Here is a 21,700-nt window from a genome sequence, read left to right on the forward strand (position 1 = left end):
GGTTATGGGCAATGGTTCTGATCTCATGGGTGGCACTATCCAGCATGGAAACCGTATGGTCGAATTTCTGGAAGCGTTCAGGTACAGCTTCTTCGCTTTTTAAGATACTAAGGTGCATTTTAGTGGCCGAAAGAATACCACCCACGCCATCGTGCAGCTCACGGGCCAGCCTGCTACGTTCTTTTTCTTCGCCCTCCATGAGCGCCATCAGCACTTTCATCTCACCTTCCCTTTTAAGGGCGGCCAGCTTTTCGGCATTGGCCTTTTGCTTGTTTCTGAAAAGAATATAAATGATCAGGAGTGCAGAGAACAGGGTAACTACTGCAGCAAGTGTGAGGTATATAACATTATTCTTTTTCTGAATCTCCAGGCTGTTGTTGGCAATAATGAGGTTCTGCTGTGCTATCTCCTTTTCCTTTTGAGTAGTTTTATACTCAACTTCCAGCCTCTGAATGTTTTGCTGGGTTTCGGCATTCAGAATTGAATCGTTTAGTGCCTCGTACTGTTTTCTGTAATCCAGTGCTACCTGAGGCTTATCTATTTTTTCATGGAGTTCGGAGCCCAGCAGGTAGAGTTGCCGAAGCTCGTTCAGGGCCTCTATAGATTTACCGATTGCAATTCCTTTCTGGAGGTACTGGTAAGAATCTGTATAGTTTTCCAGGTAGTACAGGTTTTGTGCCAGGCCCCAGTAAATGTACAGTTCATAGTCGGGTGCTTGGTAGGATTTTAGAGCATCTAGCGCTTTATAGTAGTAGGGCAACGCTTCTTTAAAATTAGCCTGCTGCACTTGTATATCGGCAAGATTAATATAAGCATCCAATGCGTAGCTGGGGTCTTTTAATACCTTGCCCAATTTTAATACCTCTGCAAAATGGGTTGATGCAAGATCGTAATTTTTATGAAGTGTTTGACTGTTGGCAAGGTTTACCAGACTACTGGCCATTCTGGAGGTGTCCTGTAATTCCTGAGCAAGCTTATAGCTCTTGGTAGCGTATTCCATGCCTTTTTCCTTGTTGCGCATATTCAGGTAAAGGGAGGCCAGGTTATTGCTCTGCTTACACTGAAATGATTTGTTCCCGAGGGCTTCTGATATTTCAAGTGCCTTCAGGTAGTTAGCTGCGGCAGCCTCATAGTTGGCTAAAAAATTATATTCAAGACCTATATTATTATAGGCTACAGATACATCTGCCTGCCCCAGTTGCCTGCTTAGCTCAAGAGCTTCTTCTGCTAAGGTAAGAGCTTCTTTGTACTGCCCTTTTCTGTTCAGTACCAGAATATAGTCACGCATGTACTGAACAATGCCCCTGGTATACCCAATCTTTCTGGCAAGCTTTTCTGCCTGTTTATAATAAAGGGTGGCAGAATCTAACTGGTCTTTGTCAAAATGCGCATCTCCCAGGGCTGCCAGTTCAAGCACGCGGCTGCTATCCTGCAGCTGCGTTTGGGCAGACACGGCAGGGCTATACGCCATAACAAAGAAAATAGATAGTAAGCTTAGCCTTAGACCGAAGTTCTTAATGCCAGAACGGTAAATTAAGTAATTCATATAATTACAGCTGAGGTTAGTAGCTGAAGGGCCCACACGTTTCCAGGCTTTCCTCTGTCCTGAAGTTCGCTTGGATTTAAAAACGATCGGCCTGTTTCTATAAATTCGAGCTGTAAAATTATAATAGTTAATTGTAAAATTCTAATAGTGTAATGATTTAGTTATATCGATTCAGATGAATTTTATTCATCTGATCCTGTTAATCGCTGTAGTACTAATTCGCTAATATTCAGTGTTGGATAAGGAATGAATCCATTTTTTCGATAGAAGCATTTTAGGAGCAATGCCAGTTCTGGAGAAAGTTTTTCTGCTGCAGTAAGCCCATCACAGAGCGCTTCTGAACAGCTAAGCTGCCCCGGGGTCTACGGACTAACCATCCTCTACGTACTAGTACGTATTTCTACAGTTCATATTTTCTGCGCATAAGGCACTGCCAGGGGCCCTGTAATTTTGTGCTCATCATCAGACAAATTATTAACCTCTCAAAAATCAGAAAAATGAAAAAGCACATGTTCACCCTGGCTGTTTTACTTTTTTGCGCTGTTTCCGGCGCTTTTGCTCAGCAGTACACAAAAGGCGATATCACCGCCAATGCCGGTATATCCATCGGTACTATTGGTTACAACTGGGGCTGGTATGGAAACTCCAGCGGCTTTCTGCCCCTTACCCTCAATGCAGAGTACAGCCTTAACGACAAGTTTGCGGTTGGCCCTTACCTGGGCTACTACGGAAGGTCTTTCAAATATGGCGATGGCTACAAGGATAAGTTCACTGCTCTTTCTTTTGGCGCCCGGGGCACCTTTCATGCTAGTGCGTTCCTGAATGAGGCTTTGAACTGGAACATCAATGAAGAAAAGCTGGACCTGTATGGTTCAGTGATGATTGGCCTGGAGACCAACACCTGGAAATTTGATGACAGGTACAATGGCATCAATACCTATTCCAATGGAACCAGTGTGTTGTTTGGTCCGGTGCTGGGTGCCCGTTATAACTTCAATCCTGCTTTTGGTGCATTTGCCGAACTTGGCAGGGGAGCATTCGGGTACATTACCCTGGGTGCTTCAGCAAGGTTCTGATGAGAGGTGAGAAGTATGGCACTGTCGGAACTGGTACAGTGCCATACATACCTCTTCTGCTGTATCTGCTTCTTACTTAATAGGCAGCCCACTCACAACACTAATCAGTAAAACGCTCTCTTCTACATCTCTCTCTTGATCAATGTATATTTTACCCTTTTCTACCAGAAGGCTGGGGCAGTTTTTGGCTGCTCTATGTTTATGTTATCTGGGCTTATGTGGCAGGGTGGAGGCCCAGGCCAACAAAGCTCCTGTTTTTAAAGGCTTCACTGCAGGGGCAGGAGCTAAGCTTACCGTAACAGACTATATTTCAACAATAGCGGGCACAGGAGGCTCTGCCGGCTTCGGTGGTGACGGAGGTCCGGCTGCCGCCGCTAAATTATACCAGCCTTTTTCTGTTGTATCCGATGTATCCGGTAATCTGTATATAGCAGATGAATACAACCACCGCATCCGGAAAGTTGATGCAGCAACAGGCCGCATCAGTACCATAGCAGGTACAGGTACTCCACAATACGGAGGCGATGGTGGTCCCGCAACGGCAGCCTCGTTTTATATGCCAAACGGACTTGCCATAGACAAAAGCGGCAACCTCTACGTTTGCGACCGCTATAACAACCGCGTTAGAAGGATAGATGCTGTTACCGGCATTATCACTACTTATGCCGGCGTAGGACCAACGGGTGTATCTAATGCCGGCTACGGCGGCGATGGTGGTCCGGCTGCCAGTGCCAGGCTATTTTCCCCGGTAGCCCTGGCTTTCGATCAGGACGATAACCTCTACATAGCCGACCAGTACAATAACCGGGTAAGAAAGGTGAGCAAAGCTACCGGTACCATAACAACCGTAGCGGGTATTGGAACAGGTGGCTTTTCCGGTGATGGAGGCCAGGCTACAGCTGCTAAGCTTCGCACACCCTCTGGCATTGCACTCGACCAGGCAGGAAACCTTTACATTGCCGACAGAACAAACCATGTGATCCGCAGAGTAGACATTGCCATCGGCATAATTACCACCATAGCAGGGGTGGGAGAGGTGTCTGGTGCAGATGCTGACGGTAAACCTGCCACGGAAACCAAAATTTATGCACCCCAGGGTGTTGGGGTTGATGCAAACGGCACTGTGCTTTTTACAGACATCAATCATAAGCTAAGGTATATCGATAAGGGAGGCATAATGCAAAGCCTCGCAGGCAGCAGCGGTGGCTTTTCCGGCGACGGAGGCAGGCCACTTGACGCTAAAATGAACAGGCCACACAGCATAATTACGCTCCCTACAGGAGAGCTGCTGCTGGCCGATTATAACAACCACGCCATCAGGAAAATCAGCAGTAACTATACAGTTGCCATCAACGAAAAACTGGCTGCTGGCACCAGGGTGGTGAGCATGAGCGCCTACGAGCCAGATGCGCAAAACATCAGCTATAGCATTACTGCAGGTAATACCCACGGTGCTTTTGCAATAAATGCCAGTACGGGAGTACTAACGGTAGCCAATAGCAGCGCACTTGATTTTGAAACCACTCCTGTTTTTAACCTTTCGCTGGGTATCAGCGATGGTGCACTAACCACTACTGTTCCCTTAACCATTACGCTGAATGACCTGGCAAAACCTGTGGTAAGCACCACAGCGGCTACAGCCATAAAGGGCAGCAGCGCAAGCATGGGCGGAAACATTAGCAATGAAGGTGGCGGAGCAGTTACAGCCCGTGGCATTGAATGGGGAACTGCTGCAGGAACATACCCCCACAAGGTTAACATGGGCAGTGGCAAAGGCAGTTTTGCACAGGCAGTTACAGGCTTACAGGCAGGCACTACCTATTATTACAGGGCTTATGCAACTAATGATGAGGGTACTGCTTATGGTGCTGAAATGAATTTTACCACACCAAATGGCGCACCCCGCATCACCGCACAAAGCTTCAGTTTGGATGAGCATGCACCAAACGGCACATTGGTAGGAAAGATGCTTGCATCAGATCCTGATGGACAGGCGCTTACCTACAGGATTGACGCTGGCAATGATGAAAGTGCCTTTGCAATAGATCCCTTAACGGGTGCCATTACAGTTGCCAATTCCAGTGCACTTGACTTTGAAATATGGCAGGACTTCCTGCTGCTGATTAAGGTAAGTGATGGCAAGGCAGAAGCAGGTGCCCATGCCCACATCAGCCTCAATAATTTGAATGATGTGGCGCCGGTAGCAGCTGTGGCTATCGGTAACCAGGTAGTAGCGGAAGATTTACCTTTCAGCTTTAGCTTCGGAACAGATGCTTTTACCGACCCGGAGGGGGAGGAGCTTCGCTACACTGCCAGCCTGGCAAACGGAGAAGCGCTGCCTGAATGGCTAAGTTTTTCTGGCACCAGCAGAGGTTTTTCAGGAACAGCCCTGCAGCTACATGTAGGGGTGTACAACATCAAAGTCACGGCTGCTGATCCTGATAATAATACTGCCTCCCAGCTTTTTACCCTAAGCGTTCAGGATGTAAACGATGCCCCGCTATCGCTAAGCCTGAGTAATAATAAAATAAATGCCGGAGCTGCCAGCGGAACCCAAATCGGAACCTTTGCTACCGAAGATGAGGATATGGCAGACATCCATACCTACAGCCTGGTACCTGGAGAAGGAGCCACTGATAATGCGCTCTTCAGCATAGAAACAAACCGCCTGCTGACTAACACAGTACTGCCGGTGAATGGAAAAACCAGCTACCGCGTGCGGGTGAAAGTGAGCGATGGGCAGGGGGCTAGCCTTGAAAAAGACTTTACCATTCAGCTGGAGCAGTCAGAGAACGAACCTCGTGCCTCTGCCTTTCTACCGAACCTGTTTTCTCCAAATGGCGATGGTAACAACGACCGGTTTATTCTGCGTGCAGCCAATGTAGAAAATGCACGGCTGCGCATTTTTAACCGAATGGGACAGCTGGTGTATGAAAACAGCAATGTGCAGCAGCTCCTTAGCCAGGGCTGGGATGGCACACAGGGAGGGGAGCCACAACCCGAAGGGGCCTACATCTGGCAGCTGGAAGGCACTCTCACCGATAACACGCCACTGCGCATCGAGGGTAAAAGCCTCGGAACAATTGTCCTGATCCGCTAAGCAATACCACCATGACGAGTATACGCACATTAATTATTCTTTTTGCACTCCTGCTTTCAGGAGAGCTTATAGCCCAGGTGCCGGCCTTCTCCCAATATTGGCTAAGCCAGCAACAGACTACGGCCACAGCCATGGCCCATACAACCTATACACAGGTAACAGCGCATTACCGCAAGCAATTGCTGGCACCAGCGCTGGGGTACAAAACTTTTGGTTTAAGTGGTAGTATGCCACTATACTACAAAAGCAGCCACAAACTTTTTGGAACAGCGGGCATTAGCCTGCTGCACGACGAAAGCGGAGCCCCTGGCCTGCTGCGCACACAGGGTGTTGTTGGGGGCTATACCAGCCACATCCATATAAGCAGCAGACATCAGTTGCTGGGTGGTGTACAGCTGGGCTACTGGCACCGCAGCATTAACTGGAGCAAGGTAAGTACGGACAGCCAGTACCAGGATGGGGCGCCTGTAGCGGGCGCTGATACAGGAGAGCAGTGGTCGGGCCAGGGCAGCTCGGTGCTGCAGGTAAACCTGGGGCTTGGCTGGCACTATACCAATGAGCAGGGAGAGCAGGTAGCCCGCATAAGCCTGGGGGCTGCCAATGTAAACAGGCCCAAGTATAAAAGCCTGGATAACAGCAAGCCAGAAGGAACACCACTGCATTTAACTGTGACAGGTGCTGTACTGGCACTAAATACTCCTGCCATTGCCATAGAGCCTGGCTTCATATTGCAACAGGAACAGAAGCATACCCAAGTTGCCGTTGGCGCGCTTTTCAGCAAAGCCCTTGCTGCAGGTGGCAGCATAGCAGAAAGTTTAGTGGGGCTGTCGGCCTATTACAGCCACCAGCAGGCCTTTAGGCTGTCGCTGCAGCTGCTGCAGCCAAAGTTCCTGGTCGGCATCGGCTACGACATACCTGCAGGCACTGCGGCAGATAGCAGGATCACAAGTGCCCTGGAGGTACACATTGGCTGGCGTATGCAAAAGGGCCAGTAACAGAAAACACCTTTACCATTTAAACCAAAGCGGCATGAAAACTATGTATGCTATGTATGGTACCATCTTTTTAATGCTGATGCTCGGACTTCCTCTTAGCGTCTGGTCGCAAAGCCTGCCAGCAATGGAAGCAAAAAAGGATCAGCTGCTGGAAAAGCGTTATGCTACCTGCCTGCTGGCGCTACGGGAAAAAGACGATGCCAAAACCCTGACCATGCTGCAGGCCATGGCAGAGGAGTACATTGCTGAAATGGAAAAGTTTAAACCGGCTTACGAAAAGTGGTACAGGTCGCTTAGCCTGGAGGAAAGCACTGAGCTCCTGGAGCAGATCAATAATAAAAAGTGGATCCTGTTGATGCAGGAGCTTCAGTTCGATGAAGAGATCTTTAAGCGTTTCATTAAAAATCCGGAGCTGAAGCAGGAATATGAAAACATACAGTTCCAGTGCGACCTTGCCTCCAGAATGGATCTGCTGATCGAGTAAGCATCGGGCGGCGGGATAACGCTATAGGTTGCTTCGTACTTTTCTGCTTGATCCGAACAAAGCCCTGGCACCAAAGCTGGGGCTTTGCTTTTATGCACATCAGCCCAGATCATAATCGGAAGCTGCTATCTGGCAGGCGGTGTGTTTGCATCTGTGGCGAAGGCTGCCCGATACATCATTAATTCTGCTAATGGCTTGGTAAGCTGCAGTAGCTTAAGGGTTTATGTTGTGTGTGGCTACGTACTAATACGTATTTGTGCATATCAAATTTTCTACGCACAAAGCCCGGCCATGACTGCTGTAATTTTGCTCCTGTAAAAACAGCTAATCAAAATTAACTCAACTCTTTATCAGTCATGAAACAAATTTTTGCCCATGTAGGCCTGCTGTTGCTGTGCCTGTTCTGGAATGGCCTTCCAGGCTTTGCCCAGGATTGCGAAGGTTGTAAAGACCATACGCTCTTCAGCCGGATGCCTAATTTTTACATCGTGAACTACAGCAGTAACTACGATGGCTTTGAGATGAGACTACCTGAAAACGAGTCAAAAAATGTAGAAGGGCAGCGCACCCACATCGAATACAGCTTTGATTATGAGAGTGGACTGCAACACCCAAGCATGCTACAGGTAAAGCGCAACTACCAGAATGCCATGAAGAAAATAGGCGGAAAAGTAGTGTTGGATGGAGCTTACTACTCCACCATGCTAGTAAACAAGAACGGCAAGGAGATATGGGTAAACCTGGAATTAAGCAACGAGGGAGGCTTCATTTACCTGGATGTGGTGGAGGTAGAGGCCATGCAGCAGGAAATATCAGCAAACGATATGCTGGAGGCGCTGAATACCAACGGTTTTGTAGCCCTCTACATCAACTTTGATACCAGCAAGGCCAGCATTACTGCAGATTCACAAGCCATCATTGATCAGGTGGCGGAGCTGCTGAATAACAACCCGGAGCTTAAGCTAAGCATTGAAGGTCATACGGATAACAGGGGAGATGCAGCCAGTAACAAAGCGTTATCAGAGCAGCGCTCAAAAGCAGTTAGCAGTGCTCTGGTTGCCAAAGGTGTTGCAGCAAACCGCCTAAGCAGCCTTGGCTGGGGCATGGAGCACCCTATTGCCGATAACCGCACAGAAGATGGCAGAGCCCTAAACCGGAGGGTTGAGCTTGTAAAGAAGTAATCCGGGCAAACCTTTCTTGGTAAAATATTCTGCTAAAATTAATCACCTAACATCATGCATATCACAAAAATAATGAGCCGGGCAGCCTGTGTGCTACTGCTTGTAAGCCTGTTCTCCTTTGCTCCTGCAGCTGTGTTCAGCAGTGTGTTTGAGCAGCTGGGCCTAAGCAGAGAAGAGGCGCAGGAAGATATCGTATCCAGCTTTATGGGCGGCAGTTTGTATAACAGGAATATGTCTGCAGCCAGGAGTATTCCTGTATCTGCACGGGCAGCCGTAGTGCAGCAGATTGCGCTGTTTGCCAAAGAAGTGGTAAACACCCCGGCCTTTATAGAAGCATATCAGCAGGAGCGTGAAAACAATAAACCCCTGGAGTCTGATTTTTTCCCCGAAAATGGAGAGCTGTATCCTGCCGAGGAGCAGGCAGAGATGCGAAAGTATTTCAAAATGGCAGTCCAGGAGTGGGAGCAGCAGTATCCGCAGGACCACCGCCTTTTTTTGAAGCAGCGCCTCCGGGAGTTTCTGGCTGTTACCGCCGATGTGGATTTTGCCGCCGCCCTGGAAAAGCACCCCTATATGAATAAGATGGTTTTTGTAAACCAGGAGTACGAAAGCAAGCCTGAAGAATGGAAAAAAGCCTTTAGAGCTGGAAACGAAGCTACCGCTGCCGCCAGGCAGTTTGCCGGGCAGTGGCTCAAAGAACTTCCCTGATCAGACACACATACAGCACAGGAACAACAGTTAGCACAAAAAACAGGAACAGACTAAAACACTATCAAAAAACACTTTCACAAACATTCTCATCTCTAAAAATCAAACAACCATGAAAAAATTACTCTCATTAGCCCTTATTTTCTGCCTGTTGGCATCAGTATCAGTATCCTGCAAAGAAGAGGAGGAAGATACACCGGCGCCCGCAGAAACCTCCAACGGCTCTGGAACTGTTGTATATAACGGCAAAACCTTCCAGGCCAAAACCGGGGTCTATGAAGATAAAGGCGCCACCTCGCTAGGCGATGGAGATCATTCGCACTACAACTATGCTTTTAATATTACGGATGCCAGTCCGTCCACGCTTACCCGAATGACATTCAATCTATACCTGGAAATGTTTTCGGCAGGTACTTCCGGATTCAGAACAGGTACTTTTGAATGGTTTCATCCTTTTGAGTTTGAACAGGAAGAAGTACAAAACACCAACAGTTTCTGGGGTGACCTGTATGTTGACGGCAACAATGATGGCGTGCTGGGCATGGGTGATGATATGCATGAGATCTGGGGTGGGCAGGTAACAGTATCGGGCTCCGGAACTGATTACACCATCAGCTATAACTTAACCCTGGAAGATGGCAAAACCATCACCGGGAGCTTTACAGGCAAATTCATCAAAGCAGAAGACTAGCTGTTAACTGTTGATGTACGCCCAGTATTGCATAGTATTGAAAGCAGCCAGAAGCCCCGCCACAGGGCTTCTGTTTTTATATATCAAAGGCCAGAGTTGGTTAGTTTTGTTTGTGCTCCTCTGATTTATTGCATTACAGCAGGCAGTATTCAAAAACAGAAGCCCTGGCATTGACTGCTTCAGGCTTGCAGGGAGGCCTAAAAACATTCTTTTAGCAGCCGGAGTTAATCCTGGTAGTAGCAATTAGTGTCATTTGTAGCCTGTTAGTTTCTGCCAGGCTGTACTTATTAAAGAATGTTAGTAGATAAGAGAATCCCCTTCCGGTATATTTTCAGTAAAGTAAAGCTCGATCTGTTCAGGGTACTGTTATTCTCTGTCTTATTCCATATTCTCAAATATTCCGTTGCCGAGCATCTGCCGGAGGTGCCATTTCAGCTCCCCACCATCCTGGGTACCTCTATCTCGCTTCTGCTGGCTTTTAATGTTAACCAGTCGTACGACCGCTGGTGGGAGGCCAGGAAAGTATGGGGCGCCATTGTAAATGATTCGCGAACCCTGGTGGTACAGCTAAAGCAATTTGTGGATAGCAGCACCTATCCCGATGGCTCTTCGGTTGTTAAAAAGATGGCTCATCGGCAAATAGCCTGGTGCTACTGCCTGGGGCAGTCACTCAGAAAGTTAACCCCTCTTTTGCCTGAGCAGGAGCCACTGCTAAGCAGCCAGGATCTGGATTTCGTGAACAGGAACAACAATAAGCCTTATGCCCTGATGATGCTGCACGGACAGGACTTGAAGAATCTCTATCAGGCAAAGGCCATCAATTCTTTTCAGCAGGTGCAGCTCGACAGCACCATTATGCGCCTGGTAGATTCCATGGGAAAGGCCGAACGTATCAACAGCACCGTGTTTCCGGTTACTTACCGTATTTTCATCCATTTCTTTATTTACCTGTTCCTGGTGATTTTATCACTTGCCTTGGTAGAAACCATTGGCATTTACGAGATACCGGTGCTGATCCTGATTGCCTCTACTTTTTTCCTGATAGAGAAAACAGCCAGGCATATGCAGGACCCCTTCAGGAATAAACCCACCGATACGGCAGTAACTGCCATTGCCAGAACCATTGAAATAAACATCAAGCAGGTACTGCAGGAGCAGGATGTACCCGCACCACAGCCGCAGGAGAAATTCTACCTGATGTAGCTAAAAAAGACCTGTCTGGTTTTTGAAAACCTGACAGGTCTTAGCTTACTGCTATGGTGTATGCTTACAGATACAGCCTAGCTAAAAGAAGAAGCCCTGGTACTTCTGCCAGGGCTTCTTGATGGACCGCCGGGGAGCCGGAGAATCCGGTTTTAATCATGAGCTAAGGCCGGCTTAGTGTTGTATTACCAAACGAACCGTGGTAACCTCCGTCTCTGTTGCCAGCCTGATGATGTAGACTCCTTTTGCTAAACCGGCAGCAGAGAAGGCATAGGTGTGCTCACCCTCCTGCAATGCTGTTCCGCTGGCAATGGTTTTTACCAGCACACCACGTACATCATGAATGGCAAGCCTGTACTCTGCTCCCTGTGCCAGCTGCAGTTTAATATGCGCTTCTCCACCGGCAGGATTTGGATACACCGCCAGGGCAGTTTCTGCAAGGCCTGTTACCCGAGCATTAGCGGATCCTGCATCGCTGCAGCTACCAAGAGCATCGCCATGGGCCAGGTGGTCCTGCACAGATTTTTTATCGATTGGCACTGTTTGCCCTTTGTGACACAGCATGATGAGCTGGCCTTTATTACCGCTTCTTACATCTACCACCCTGATGGTTTCTGAAGCACTGGCGGTGCAGTCGTCTGCATTTTTAGCTGTTACAGTAAAGGTATAAGTGCCGGCAGCAGCAGGTTTGAACACCATGCTTCTTTTAGTGCTTAAGGTTTCGCCTGCCAGTGTCCAGGTATAGGTAGCTGCAGTAGTGTTGCTTGCAGCCAGGGTAACACTGTTTGGTCCATAGCCCAGGTAAATGGTGTTGGCATCACCGCCAGTGTATACAGCTGATGAAGGGCTTACTGTAACAAGTGGCGCCTCCATTGGCTGGCGTAGGCTGCCATCACAGTTCCGATCAATACCATCGCACAGGTCTGCTGCATCCGGATTGACAGAAGCATCGGTATCGTTGCAGTCGCCGGCTCTGCTCACATAATCCGCGGGCGCTTCGCAGGCTGTTACCGTTAGGGAGGCATCGCCCCATCCGTCTCCATCGGCATCAGCATAGAAGATGCTGGCACAAACCACGCTGATTTCTACGGCTTCGGAAGTAGTCGTGAGCCCTTCGTTATCGTAGGCGATGGCAGTTAAGCTGTAAGTGCCGTCATCAACATTGCTCCAGCTAAAGCTGTAGGGGCTGCTTTCTACTGTTTCAAGCAGCTCACCACCCTTGTAGAACTCAACCTTGCTGATGCTGCCATCGCTGTCTTCAGCACTTGCTTCTACCAGTATAGTGGCTGGTGCATCGAAACTAGCGTTGGCAAGGGGCGAGGTGATGCTTACAGCTGGTGCAGCATTTTCCGATTCTCCGCAGACAGTACCTGCCACATACGTACCAGGGGTATCCCTGCTATTTCGTTCAGGTCCGTTTTCACTGATCCGGTAGGTGAAGTAGAGGCTTAGTTCTGTGCCATCTGCCGGCGCAGGGATGGAGTATACAAAGTCAGTACCGGATGCATTCATCACGTAGCCCGGGTAATCTCCAGCCTGCGAAGAGGGCTTAACATAAAGCAGAACAAAGTTACTGCCGGCAATAGGGGCAAGCGGGTGGAAGGTGATGTTTACCATACCATTGGCTGTGTTTGCAGAGAAAGCAAAATCGCCATTGGCTGCGGTGCCGCAGATTCCGCCAGGCCCGCTGCTGCTGTCCTCTACTGTTACAGAAACTTCTGTGGAGCTGGTGCTTAACCCTTCTGCATCATAAGCCTTTGCAGTAAATGTATAAGCATCTGCCGCTACATTTTCCCATACAAAGCTGTAAGGGCTGCTGGTAACAGTGGCCAGTAAGGTACTGCCCTCGTAGAACTCTACCCTGCTGATAGCTCCTTCTGCATCGGCCGCTTCTGCCGTTAGGGTAATGGCGGCAGGTGCTGTGTATACGGCTCCAGCTGCAGGCGCAGTAAGGCTTACGGTTGGTGCCGTATTGCCTCCGCCTCCATCTCCGCAGGAGGTACCTACAGTATAGCTGTGGGGGTGAGCAAAGCTGTTTCTTTCGCCACCTCCTTCGCCTACCTGGTAGGTAAAGTAAATACTAAGCTCGGTACCGGCAGGAAAAGGCCTGCTAAGGGTAAAATCACCCTCGCTGTTTTTCGTCATCAGCATACCATCGTAGCCACCAATTGCTCCCTGGCGGGTGTGGAGGATCACCAGACTGCCCCCTGCCACTTCGCCCAGGGGGTGGAAGGTAAAGTTAACGTTCTCGCCATCTGTTACTATGCTGTAGCTGTAGTCGCCATTCTGGGCGGTGCCGCAGTAGGCATCTGGCTCACTGCCGTACACCTCCAGCTCAAAGATGGAGTAGCCGTAAGGGATGGCACGCTGAGTGCCATAGATGCGCACATGGCGCCCTGTAGCTGCCAGCTGGCGGTGGTCATTCTCCAGCTCCGTATTTCCACTGATGGTTTTTACCGTTGTCCAGCTGTTGCCATCTTCAGAAACCTGTAGCTCGTAATGGGTGGCATAGGCTGGCTCCCAGCTTATCTTCACCTGGCTAATGTTATAGGTAGCCCCTAAATCTACGGCCAGCCACTGCGGGTCGCTAAATTCACTTGACCAGCGGGTGCCCAGGTCACCATCTACCGCAGCACTGCCGGGTGTGCCCGGATTTTCTACTGACGATACAGTTACAGGTTTGTTCAGGGCCAGGTTAGGACCAGTGGCAGTTGGCTCCTCTACAGTAATGCTTACCGGTGCCGCAGTAGCCTCCAGGCCTCCGGCATCAGTTGCTTTGGCTGTAAGTGTATAGGTGCCTGCGGCCACATCATTCCAGCTAAAGCTGAAGGGGGCCTCTGTGTCGGTGCCCAGCAATTCATTATCCTTATAAAAATCAACCTTGCTTACAACGCCTTCCACATCTGTAGCATTTGCGGCAATAGTAATGCTGGCAGGTGCAGTAAAGCCTGCATTATTTGCCGGAGCACTGATGCTAACAGTAGGAGGTGTGTTACCGGCAGCTTCGCTGCTTAAGTAAATGTTATCCAGGTAAAAGTCTGTAGCCGCAGCAGGTGCATCGCCGGAGAACATAAACACCTGGCTGGTGCTGCTGAGGTCTTTATTGGTAAAGGCAGCCAATGGTATGGTAACTTCATGCCATTGGCCGTCGCGTACCAGCCCCCACTGGTTTTGTCCGGGTACAAAGTTTACCCAGCTTTCGCCGGCAGCCGTAACCATGCCTACCTTAAAGTTGGTGGTGGCGGTGGTTTTTATATGGAATTTAAGGGTGCCACTGGCAAAGTGCTGCAGGTTGCGGGTATCATGGGCAATGCCCATGCCCCACCAGGCTGCGCCTACGGTAAAGGCCAGTACATTACTGCCTTCGTAGGGAGAGGCACCTGCAACAGGGGCCATGTTGTTCCAGATGTAAAGATTGGCATCGCCACCAAGCGTAAGCTTTTGTGTAACCTCTGGCCTGTCGGTAAAAATACCATAAGCATCTGCAACAATGCTGTTGTCAAGCACTGTAATGGCAACCGCTTCGGAGGTTGAGGATAGATTGCCGTTATCGTACACTTTGGCAGTAATAGTATACTCTCCAGGTGTTGATACGGCCCAGTTATAGCTGTAGGGGCTGGTGTAGTCGGTGCTTAGCAAAGTGGTGCCGTTGTAGAATTCCACCTTATACACCGAGCCGTCTGCATCGGCAGCATCGGCGGTAATGGCAATGGTGGCCGGTTTTATGTAAGAGGCCCCTTCTTCAGGAGCGCTGATGCTTACCGTGGGTGCCTGGTTGTTAGCTGCTGCCACAAACACCCGTACCTGGCTGGAGGTGCCTACACCACCTTCGTTGTCTGTAGCCTTGGCCAGGAGTGTATGTACGCCCGCAGGAGCATTGCTCCATGTAAAGCTATAGGGGCTTGCATCTGCAGTTCCCAGCAGTACATTGCCATTGTAGAAATCAACTTTACTTACGGTGCCATTTGGATCACTGGCCGTGGCATTGATCATTATGTTATCGCCTGTGTTAAAAGCGGCATCGTTTGCAGGCGAATCTATGCTGACAACAGGGGCAGGGTTGGCAGCCACGCCTCCGCTATAGTAAATATTGTCGAAGTAGAAATCTGTTGTAGCAGCAGGGGCATCGCCTGCGAACATAAACAGCTGGTTCATAGAGCCCAGGTCTATGTGCATGCCCATGCCGGGGTTGTTGAATGCGCTTAGCGGAATACTCACCTGGTGCCACTGCCCATCGCGCTGCAGCCCGTAGGCTTCCACACCTGCAGGAAAATCTACCCAGCTTTCGCCGTGTCCGCTGGCTACGCCTACTTTAAACTGACCGGTGTAGGTGGTTTTGAACTGGAAATTCAGATGGCCATCGGCAAAATTCTGCAGGTTCTTGATCTGGTTGCTCACACCCAGCCCAAACCAGTTACCGCCATTTGCCCGCAGGGCCAGCACTTCGTTACCTTCAAAAGGCTCGGCCCCGGCAATGGCATTCAGGTTGTTCCAGATGTAAAGTTCAGCATCCTCACCATAAGTGAGCTGATCATTGAGCACCGGACTTTCGCTGTAAATACCATAGTTGCCGGCCAGGGCATTTTCTTTACCTAAATATAGCTCATCGCCAGGGTTCTGGTACAGCTTTATGTAATCTACATACATTTTGGCCGGCATTGGGGCTGTTATGCCTGCTGCATCCATAATGCCGGTGTAGGTACCACCCACAGCCAGGTTCAGCAAAATGTAGTGCTGCTGGTGGAACTCCTCCAGATCGGCAGCAGAGGCTCCCCTGATGTCGATGGCATAAAATTCATGATCATCTACAAACACCCTGATATACTCACTGTCCCAGGTCATTTTGTAGAGATGGTAGCCATCATTCATATCTGCCGGGTTATCGTAGTGGGTTCCGTAGGAGGCATGGCTGCCGTTGTTCTCCCAGTGTGTGGCAGCACCTACGCGCCGGTTGGTTACATTATTGGCAATAGCGGCAGCATTGCCCATTTCCATGATATCTATTTCGCCGCTGGCAGGCCAGGCGCCGGTGGTGCCCAGCATCCAGAAGGCAGGCCAGAGGCCGTTTTCCAGGTCGGGTACCTTAATTCTGGCCTCCAGGGTGCCGTATTTAAAGTGTACCCTGCCAACGGTTTTCAGGCGGGCAGAGGTAAAAGGTTTCCCCTGAAAGTTTTCCCGCAGGGCCTCAATCACCAGGCTGCCCCCTTCAATCCTGGCATTTTCGGGGCGGCTGGTGTAGTACTGCAGCTCCTGGTTACCCCAGCCGCAGATGCCCCGCTCACATCCGTCGCCAAAATCGAAGGTCCAGGTTTCGGGGCTGATGGTGCTGCCATCAAAATTTTCCTCCCAGACCAGGGTTTGGGCACTTAGCGGAACAGCAGCATAAAAAGCCAGCAGCAGTAGCAATGCCAGCCTTTTACTCCATGCATGATAAGATGTACACTGATAAAAGTTGATCATACCTTATTGTATAAGTTAAAAATTGGTGTTTCTGCTCAGTAGCTCACCCATCAGAAAAGCAATACTGCATTTTCACTTGCCTGCATCAGCAGTAAGGAGCATTGTAAAAAATGGCGGCGGGGGTATGAGTGCTTTTAGCTAATTTAGCTACCTCTTTCTTCAGGAGTAGAAATAAAAATCCCCTTTGCCAGCCTGTTCAAACGTTAGCATCAAATAGCTGCGGATTTATGGCTAATCCAATTAAAGGGGTACATCAATACTACATCAGGCAAAGGATTGCACTACAACAATACTACTACAGAAGGCTAAAAATGAAGATTTCAGGCCAGACAGGTTTGCAGCAAGGCTACTGCCTAAGATTTACGGCTAATTCTGATAAAGCCCTTGTCGTACACTCTTTTGCCGGTGCGGGGATCGGTCTGGTACCAGAGGTCCATGCTATAGGAAGGGGTGGTGTAGGAGGTAGCAAATTCTTCGGCGCCGTCTATGGTTTTATAGTCGGTGAGCATTTCGTAGCCCCGGGAGCGGGCCTCGCGCTGAGCTGCCTCATCGTCATCGTAGCGTTGGAGGCATTCGCTGTACACCTGGTGGTACTCATCAGTAATGGCCTCATACAGGCGCTGCAGCTGCGAAGAACCAAAGTCCATGTAGCCCTCTTCCGGGTCTTTTGTCCACTTGCCTTGTAATTCCATAAATATCGCTGTTTCTGCTGCTACTGATAAAGCTTTAAGAAAAGCTGCAAGATGGTACAAAGCAAATTTTTATCAAAGCCGCCATGCAGAAGACTCCGCATCCCGGCTGCTGTTTTGGGCACCCGCCAGCCGAAGAACACGCTGTACAAAAATTTTTATATCCAATTTCCGATTGCTCCGTTAGCTACTTATGTTGTAACGGCAAATCTGTGCTGAAAAGGGTAGGTTTGTTATAATACAGTCCATGACTTTAATTTAAAATGCTGCGCTTTATCTCTATACTTGGGGTAGTATTCCTCTTGCTGAACTGGTACGTGTTTCAGGGTATCAAAAAGCTTACAGCAGGCTGGCGGTCACAGCAGCTGCGAAAAGCTGTTCTCTGGGCTTACTGGATATTTATTGTACTGTTCATTGCAGGTTTTGCCTGGTCTGTCTACGTGCGTTTTTCAGAAGATACGGCAACCAGTCTGGTGCAGTGGTTTATCAATGCTTTCCTTACCCTCTTTGTAACCCAGCTGGTGTTTGCGCTGGTGCTGCTGGCAGAAGATATTTACCGCCTGCTAACAGCGGCTTTTCGCTTTTTCAGGCGCTCATCAGCCAGTAAAGAGGCGCATCAGGAGCCGCTGATGCCCGGGCGCAGAAAATTTGTAAGCCAGCTGGCGCTGGTACTGGCAGGCATACCCTTTGCCTCTTTTCTGTATGGCACTACCCGTGGCAAATACAACTATACCCTGCACCGTCAGGTCGTATATTTTGATGATCTGCCCCCGGCTTTCGATGGTTTTACCATTACCCAGCTTTCCGATGTGCACTCCGGAAGTTTTGATGATCCGGAAGCTGTTCAGCGTGGTATTGCGCTGGCGAAGGCACAAAATTCTGATCTCTTTGTGTTTACCGGCGACCTGGTAAATGACGAGGCGCCGGAGATTGTACCCTACAAAGAACATTTTAGCCAGATAAAGGCGCCTTTTGGACAATACTCTATCCTTGGCAATCATGATTACGGCATGTACCACGAATGGCCCAGCGAGGCTGCCCAAGAAGCTAACCTGGAGCGGCTCAAGCAGCATCATGCCGAGATGGGCTATCGCCTGTTACTCGACGAGCACGTGATGATTGAAAAGGGAGGAGAGAAGCTGGCATTGCTGGGCGTGGAGAACTGGGGCAGGGGCTTTATCGAAAAGGGCGACCTGGACAAAGCACTTGCAGGTGTAGACCCCAATGCTTTTAAAATTCTGCTTTCGCACGATCCCTCTCACTGGACTGAAGTAGTAAAAGACCACCCCACCCACGTACACCTTACCCTCTCCGGCCACACCCATGGTATGCAGTTTGGGGTGGAGACGCCCCTGGTAAAGTGGAGCCCGGTGCAGTACCGCTACAAATACTGGGCAGGCCTGGCAGAGGCTGGTAAACAATTTTTGTATGTAAATCGCGGCTTTGGCTTTATCGGCTTCTCGGGCAGGGTGGGCATCTGGCCCGAAGTAACCGTGCTGGAGTTAAGGAGGGGCAGAGGAAATGCTTGATGGTTACCTCCATTGGTGACTGAACGGCCAGTGGTTTATTTAGCCCGACCTGCCACTTGTATATAAAAATACATACCAATACATACCTGGAATAAGCCAGTGCTATTATAGCTGACGATGAATAAGCTTTCAATCACAACGAATTAGTAAGTAGGCTTTCCATTCTCATCATCTTTTGTTAGTTTATAGAGCCAGCTACAGGGCTCTTATTTTTAAGCTTTTGTACCGCCTTATGCCCAAAGAGGCTTCAGTTTTTTATTATTCCTGAATCTTTAGCACAGGCCCGCCTGGGCTAGTTTAAGGAATCCTAATCAGCATTCATCTATGCAGGAACAAAACATACAGCTTCAGAATGGCCATCAGGTTTATACCAAAACAACTGGCACAGCAGGAACAAAACTTTTAACGCTGCATGGTGGCCCCGGGCTTACCCACGAATGTTTTGCTAACCTGCCCGCTCTTCTGAATCCCAGGGGTGTGCAAGTAATTTATTATGATCAACTGGGCTCTTATTATTCAGATATGCCCGAAGATACCAGCCTTTTCAGTCTTGATAAGTTTGCAGATCAGTTGTATGAGGTGGTGGAGGCGTTAAGGCCTGATTTTATCCTGGCACATTCTGCGGGGGTGATGGTGCTTGTTGAATACCTGCTGAGTTATCAGCATGAAAACCTGAAGGGTATTATGCTGATGGGGATGCCCGGTTCCTATGCAAAATTCCAGCAGAACGTGCTCCGGCTGCGCGGGCAACTCCCAGCCCCTGTGCTGCAGCGAATGGACCAGCTGGAAGAGGCGGGTAAAGTAATGGAGCCGGAATATCAGCAGTTGCTGATGCAGGAATGGTTTGGCAGGTATTACTGCACCCTGTTGCCCTGGCCGCAGCCCCTGCAGGATTGCTGGAGCCACTTTTCTTTTCCGGTGCTGTTGAACACCCTGGGTGCAGGCCCTTTTGTATTTAAGGGGCCATGGACAAGCTGGGATAGAAGAGGGGATATAAGCAAAATTGCTGTTCCGGTACAGCTGATTGGCTTTCCGGGAGGCCTTGCTTTTGAGGAAGACCTGATCCAGTGGCATAAGGAACTGCAGGATAGCCGATACCACATCTGCAGTAAAGGAGAACATTTTGGCTGGTGGCAGTCCTCGGAGGAGTTTGTAAGCCAGCTTTTAGACTTTATGGAGTATGCGGCTGAAGTGAATGCTTAGTATGCCGGAGCTGGTACCTTGAATAACATCAGAGGGATTGCGTAAGGCGGCTATACCGGATCTCTGGACATTACGCATTTAAAACTGCCCCTGGAGGGAGCTTCATGTATTCAATGTGCTGAAATTCAGTTAAAAACTAGGCTAATATACCTATTTCTAGGTATTGCCTCGCCCTGCTGATAGCTCTAACTTTCTTTTATTCTTTTCACCCCTAACATTTTTTGCCTATGAGCCTTTTTACTCATCAGCGGGATTACGCTGCAAAGCCTGTTCAGGAACGTTATCAAATGGATGAGCTTCAGCAAAAAGAGCCTGATACGCAAAAAAGCAGCCGGTCAGCATCACCTGCTGCGGCTGCATCTGCATACAGTCTGCCAAATACGGTTGTGTTACCAACATCTTTTCCGGGTGGGGTATGGCTGGAGTTTATTAACTGCGGGCCTATGCAACTGTTCCAGATAAGCATTTCCAGTGCTGATAACAAACAAAAGCTGGCGCAAAAGAGATTTGCCTTACCTAAGGGCAAAAGCAGCTTTTTCTGGAGCCTGGATACCTCCCGCTGGCCTGGTGATAAGTGTGTGCTGAGCATCAGGGGCGAAAAGCACCTGCTCCAGTGGACGCTATGTTAGCGCCTGGATAACCATGGTTTTAGCTGCTTAGCCCGCAACTAGATTTGTGGGACTTCTTTTCCCGGGCACCTTATGTAGTGGCACTCATGATCTGCTGTTCATCACAAAGCGATGCAGGTACTACGGGCAATCATACTTTTTATTGAAGCTGAAGCCTTTGGCTGTGAAACCGGTCTATTTTCCCCGGCTGCTGTGTATAGCTGTTGCAGGTAGTTGATGGCTGCCGGTGAGGAATGTATTATCAGCAGTATCTTATGGTTAATGTAAAGCGAAGCCGGAAGACTTTGCGAAAGCATCCACCCGTCAGGCGGCGGGATATCTTGAAAGGATGCACCCCAATTTTCTGTTGGATCCTGGGGCTTGCGTAAATTAGAGCAGGTCGAAATGCTCCGAAAATTTGATCAGTTCTGCATAGCTTTTGATTCCCAGCTTATGCCAAATGTTCTTTCGGTGTGTGTTAACCGTATGAGTAGAGATACAGAGATGCTCTGCAATCTGGTCACTGGTTTTGCCTCTTGAGATCTGCTGCATAATTTCCCTTTCACGGCGGGTAAGGGTATCGAGCTTTTTAAAGTTCTGCTTCAGGAATATATTTTCCTCTAGCACCTTTTCCAGCTGATGATACAACTTTCCCAGCTCATCCAGGGGTTGTGTGATGGAAATGGTCAGGTTATCAGTAAACTTCTTTTTGCTGGAAAAGCACCATTTGTAGGTATGCCTGTTTTGTTCTATCACTGCTATAGGATCGTGGGACAGGTGCTGGAAGGTAGACAGAATAAACGAGGGCTCAGAGAAATCGGCAGTTTTGTTTATCTGCTTTACGTATTGCAGACAGGATGGATCTAATATCTTTTTGATTACCCGCAGGCCATCCTTTTCCACTTTTTCTTTTTCAATCTCCAGTATTTCCCGGGAGTTTTTATCCAGGTACACCATTTCAATAGAATTGATGCGGTTTAGGGAGCAGGAACCGGGAATAAGGTCACAGAAATCATCTATGTCAATTTTCTTCTCACGAAGAAACTGCTGGAGGCGAAAAAACTGGTTTCGTTGCCTTTCAAGTAGCTCTTTTTCTGTATAGTACATCAGGCTTGTTTGATACCGTACCAAAAAGAGGAGAGATATCAATATAAAAAGCATAACGGCAAAAGGCAATTTGCTAACACATATATTCAAAATTATTGCAACCAATAAGTTTAAAACAGA

The 21,700-nt window shown here is 48.9% G+C and carries 15 protein-coding genes; 11 read left to right on the forward strand and 4 right to left on the reverse strand.

Going from position 1 to position 21,700, the window contains the following annotated elements; translation table 11 throughout:
* Nucleotides 1-1,546 (reverse strand): tetratricopeptide repeat-containing sensor histidine kinase (locus tag KWJ01_RS01050; protein WP_224994415.1); only part of this gene is annotated, 1,546 nt, incomplete at its 3' end.
* Between the two features lie 497 nt (nt 1,547-2,043).
* Between KWJ01_RS01050 and KWJ01_RS01055 the strand changes: the two genes are divergently transcribed.
* The 8 genes from KWJ01_RS01055 (at nt 2,044) to KWJ01_RS01090 (ending at nt 10,984) form a co-directional block, all read left to right on the forward strand.
* Nucleotides 2,044-2,622: a hypothetical protein gene (locus KWJ01_RS01055; RefSeq protein WP_224994416.1), complete on the forward strand. Its 579-nt coding sequence runs from the start codon at nt 2,044-2,046 to the stop codon at nt 2,620-2,622.
* Between the two features lie 142 nt (nt 2,623-2,764).
* Nucleotides 2,765-5,722, forward strand: a complete 2,958-nt coding sequence (locus tag KWJ01_RS01060) for a cadherin domain-containing protein (protein ID WP_224994417.1) — start codon at nt 2,765-2,767, stop codon at nt 5,720-5,722.
* Between the two features lie 11 nt (nt 5,723-5,733).
* A complete protein-coding gene (locus KWJ01_RS01065; RefSeq protein WP_224994418.1) occupies nt 5,734-6,717 on the forward strand; it encodes a PorP/SprF family type IX secretion system membrane protein in 984 nt (327 codons plus the stop codon).
* A gap of 34 nt (nt 6,718-6,751) precedes the next feature.
* Entirely contained in the window at nt 6,752-7,201 is a 450-nt protein-coding gene (locus KWJ01_RS01070) for a hypothetical protein (RefSeq protein ID WP_224994419.1), read from the forward strand.
* Nucleotides 7,202-7,557: 356 nt separating this feature from the next.
* On the forward strand, nt 7,558-8,382 hold the full coding sequence (locus KWJ01_RS01075; protein WP_224994420.1) for an OmpA family protein: 825 nt from the start codon (nt 7,558-7,560) through the stop codon (nt 8,380-8,382).
* A gap of 54 nt (nt 8,383-8,436) precedes the next feature.
* Nucleotides 8,437-9,090: a hypothetical protein gene (locus KWJ01_RS01080; protein ID WP_224994421.1), complete on the forward strand. Its 654-nt coding sequence runs from the start codon at nt 8,437-8,439 to the stop codon at nt 9,088-9,090.
* 112 nt (nt 9,091-9,202) lie between these two features.
* Nucleotides 9,203-9,781, forward strand: a complete 579-nt coding sequence (locus KWJ01_RS01085; protein ID WP_224994422.1) for a hypothetical protein — start codon at nt 9,203-9,205, stop codon at nt 9,779-9,781.
* A 294-nt stretch (nt 9,782-10,075) separates the two neighbouring features.
* The gene (locus tag KWJ01_RS01090) at nt 10,076-10,984 is read left to right on the forward strand and encodes a bestrophin family protein (protein WP_224994423.1); all 909 of its coding nucleotides are present in this window, start codon (nt 10,076-10,078) and stop codon (nt 10,982-10,984) included.
* A gap of 174 nt (nt 10,985-11,158) precedes the next feature.
* On the opposite strand, the gene KWJ01_RS01095 is transcribed toward KWJ01_RS01090, so the two are convergent.
* Together KWJ01_RS01095 and KWJ01_RS01100 are read right to left on the reverse strand one after the other, a co-directional pair.
* The gene (locus KWJ01_RS01095) at nt 11,159-16,444 is read right to left on the reverse strand and encodes an Ig-like domain-containing protein (protein ID WP_224994424.1); all 5,286 of its coding nucleotides are present in this window, start codon (nt 16,442-16,444) and stop codon (nt 11,159-11,161) included.
* A gap of 353 nt (nt 16,445-16,797) precedes the next feature.
* Nucleotides 16,798-17,136, reverse strand: coding sequence for a hypothetical protein (locus KWJ01_RS01100; RefSeq protein WP_224994425.1), 339 nt, complete (start codon nt 17,134-17,136; stop codon nt 16,798-16,800).
* Nucleotides 17,137-17,396: 260 nt separating this feature from the next.
* Between KWJ01_RS01100 and KWJ01_RS01105 the strand changes: the two genes are divergently transcribed.
* The 3 genes from KWJ01_RS01105 (at nt 17,397) to KWJ01_RS01115 (ending at nt 20,494) form a co-directional block, all read left to right on the forward strand.
* Nucleotides 17,397-18,662 carry a metallophosphoesterase gene (locus KWJ01_RS01105; RefSeq protein ID WP_224994426.1) on the forward strand — a complete coding sequence of 422 codons (1,266 nt, stop codon included), beginning with the start codon at nt 17,397-17,399 and terminating at the stop codon, nt 18,660-18,662.
* A gap of 324 nt (nt 18,663-18,986) precedes the next feature.
* Entirely contained in the window at nt 18,987-19,865 is an 879-nt protein-coding gene (locus KWJ01_RS01110; RefSeq protein WP_224994427.1) for a proline iminopeptidase-family hydrolase, read from the forward strand.
* Nucleotides 19,866-20,092: 227 nt separating this feature from the next.
* Nucleotides 20,093-20,494: a hypothetical protein gene (locus tag KWJ01_RS01115; RefSeq protein ID WP_224994428.1), complete on the forward strand. Its 402-nt coding sequence runs from the start codon at nt 20,093-20,095 to the stop codon at nt 20,492-20,494.
* 369 nt (nt 20,495-20,863) lie between these two features.
* On the opposite strand, the gene KWJ01_RS01120 is transcribed toward KWJ01_RS01115, so the two are convergent.
* Nucleotides 20,864-21,580 (reverse strand): helix-turn-helix transcriptional regulator, encoded by a 717-nt coding sequence (locus KWJ01_RS01120; RefSeq protein ID WP_224994429.1) that lies wholly within the window; start codon nt 21,578-21,580, stop codon nt 20,864-20,866.
* Between the last annotated feature and the right edge of the window lie 120 nt (nt 21,581-21,700).

Origin of the sequence: Cesiribacter sp. SM1 (assembly GCF_020178975.1) — a bacterium.
In the GTDB taxonomy this organism is placed as follows: domain Bacteria; phylum Bacteroidota; class Bacteroidia; order Cytophagales; family Cyclobacteriaceae; genus Cesiribacter.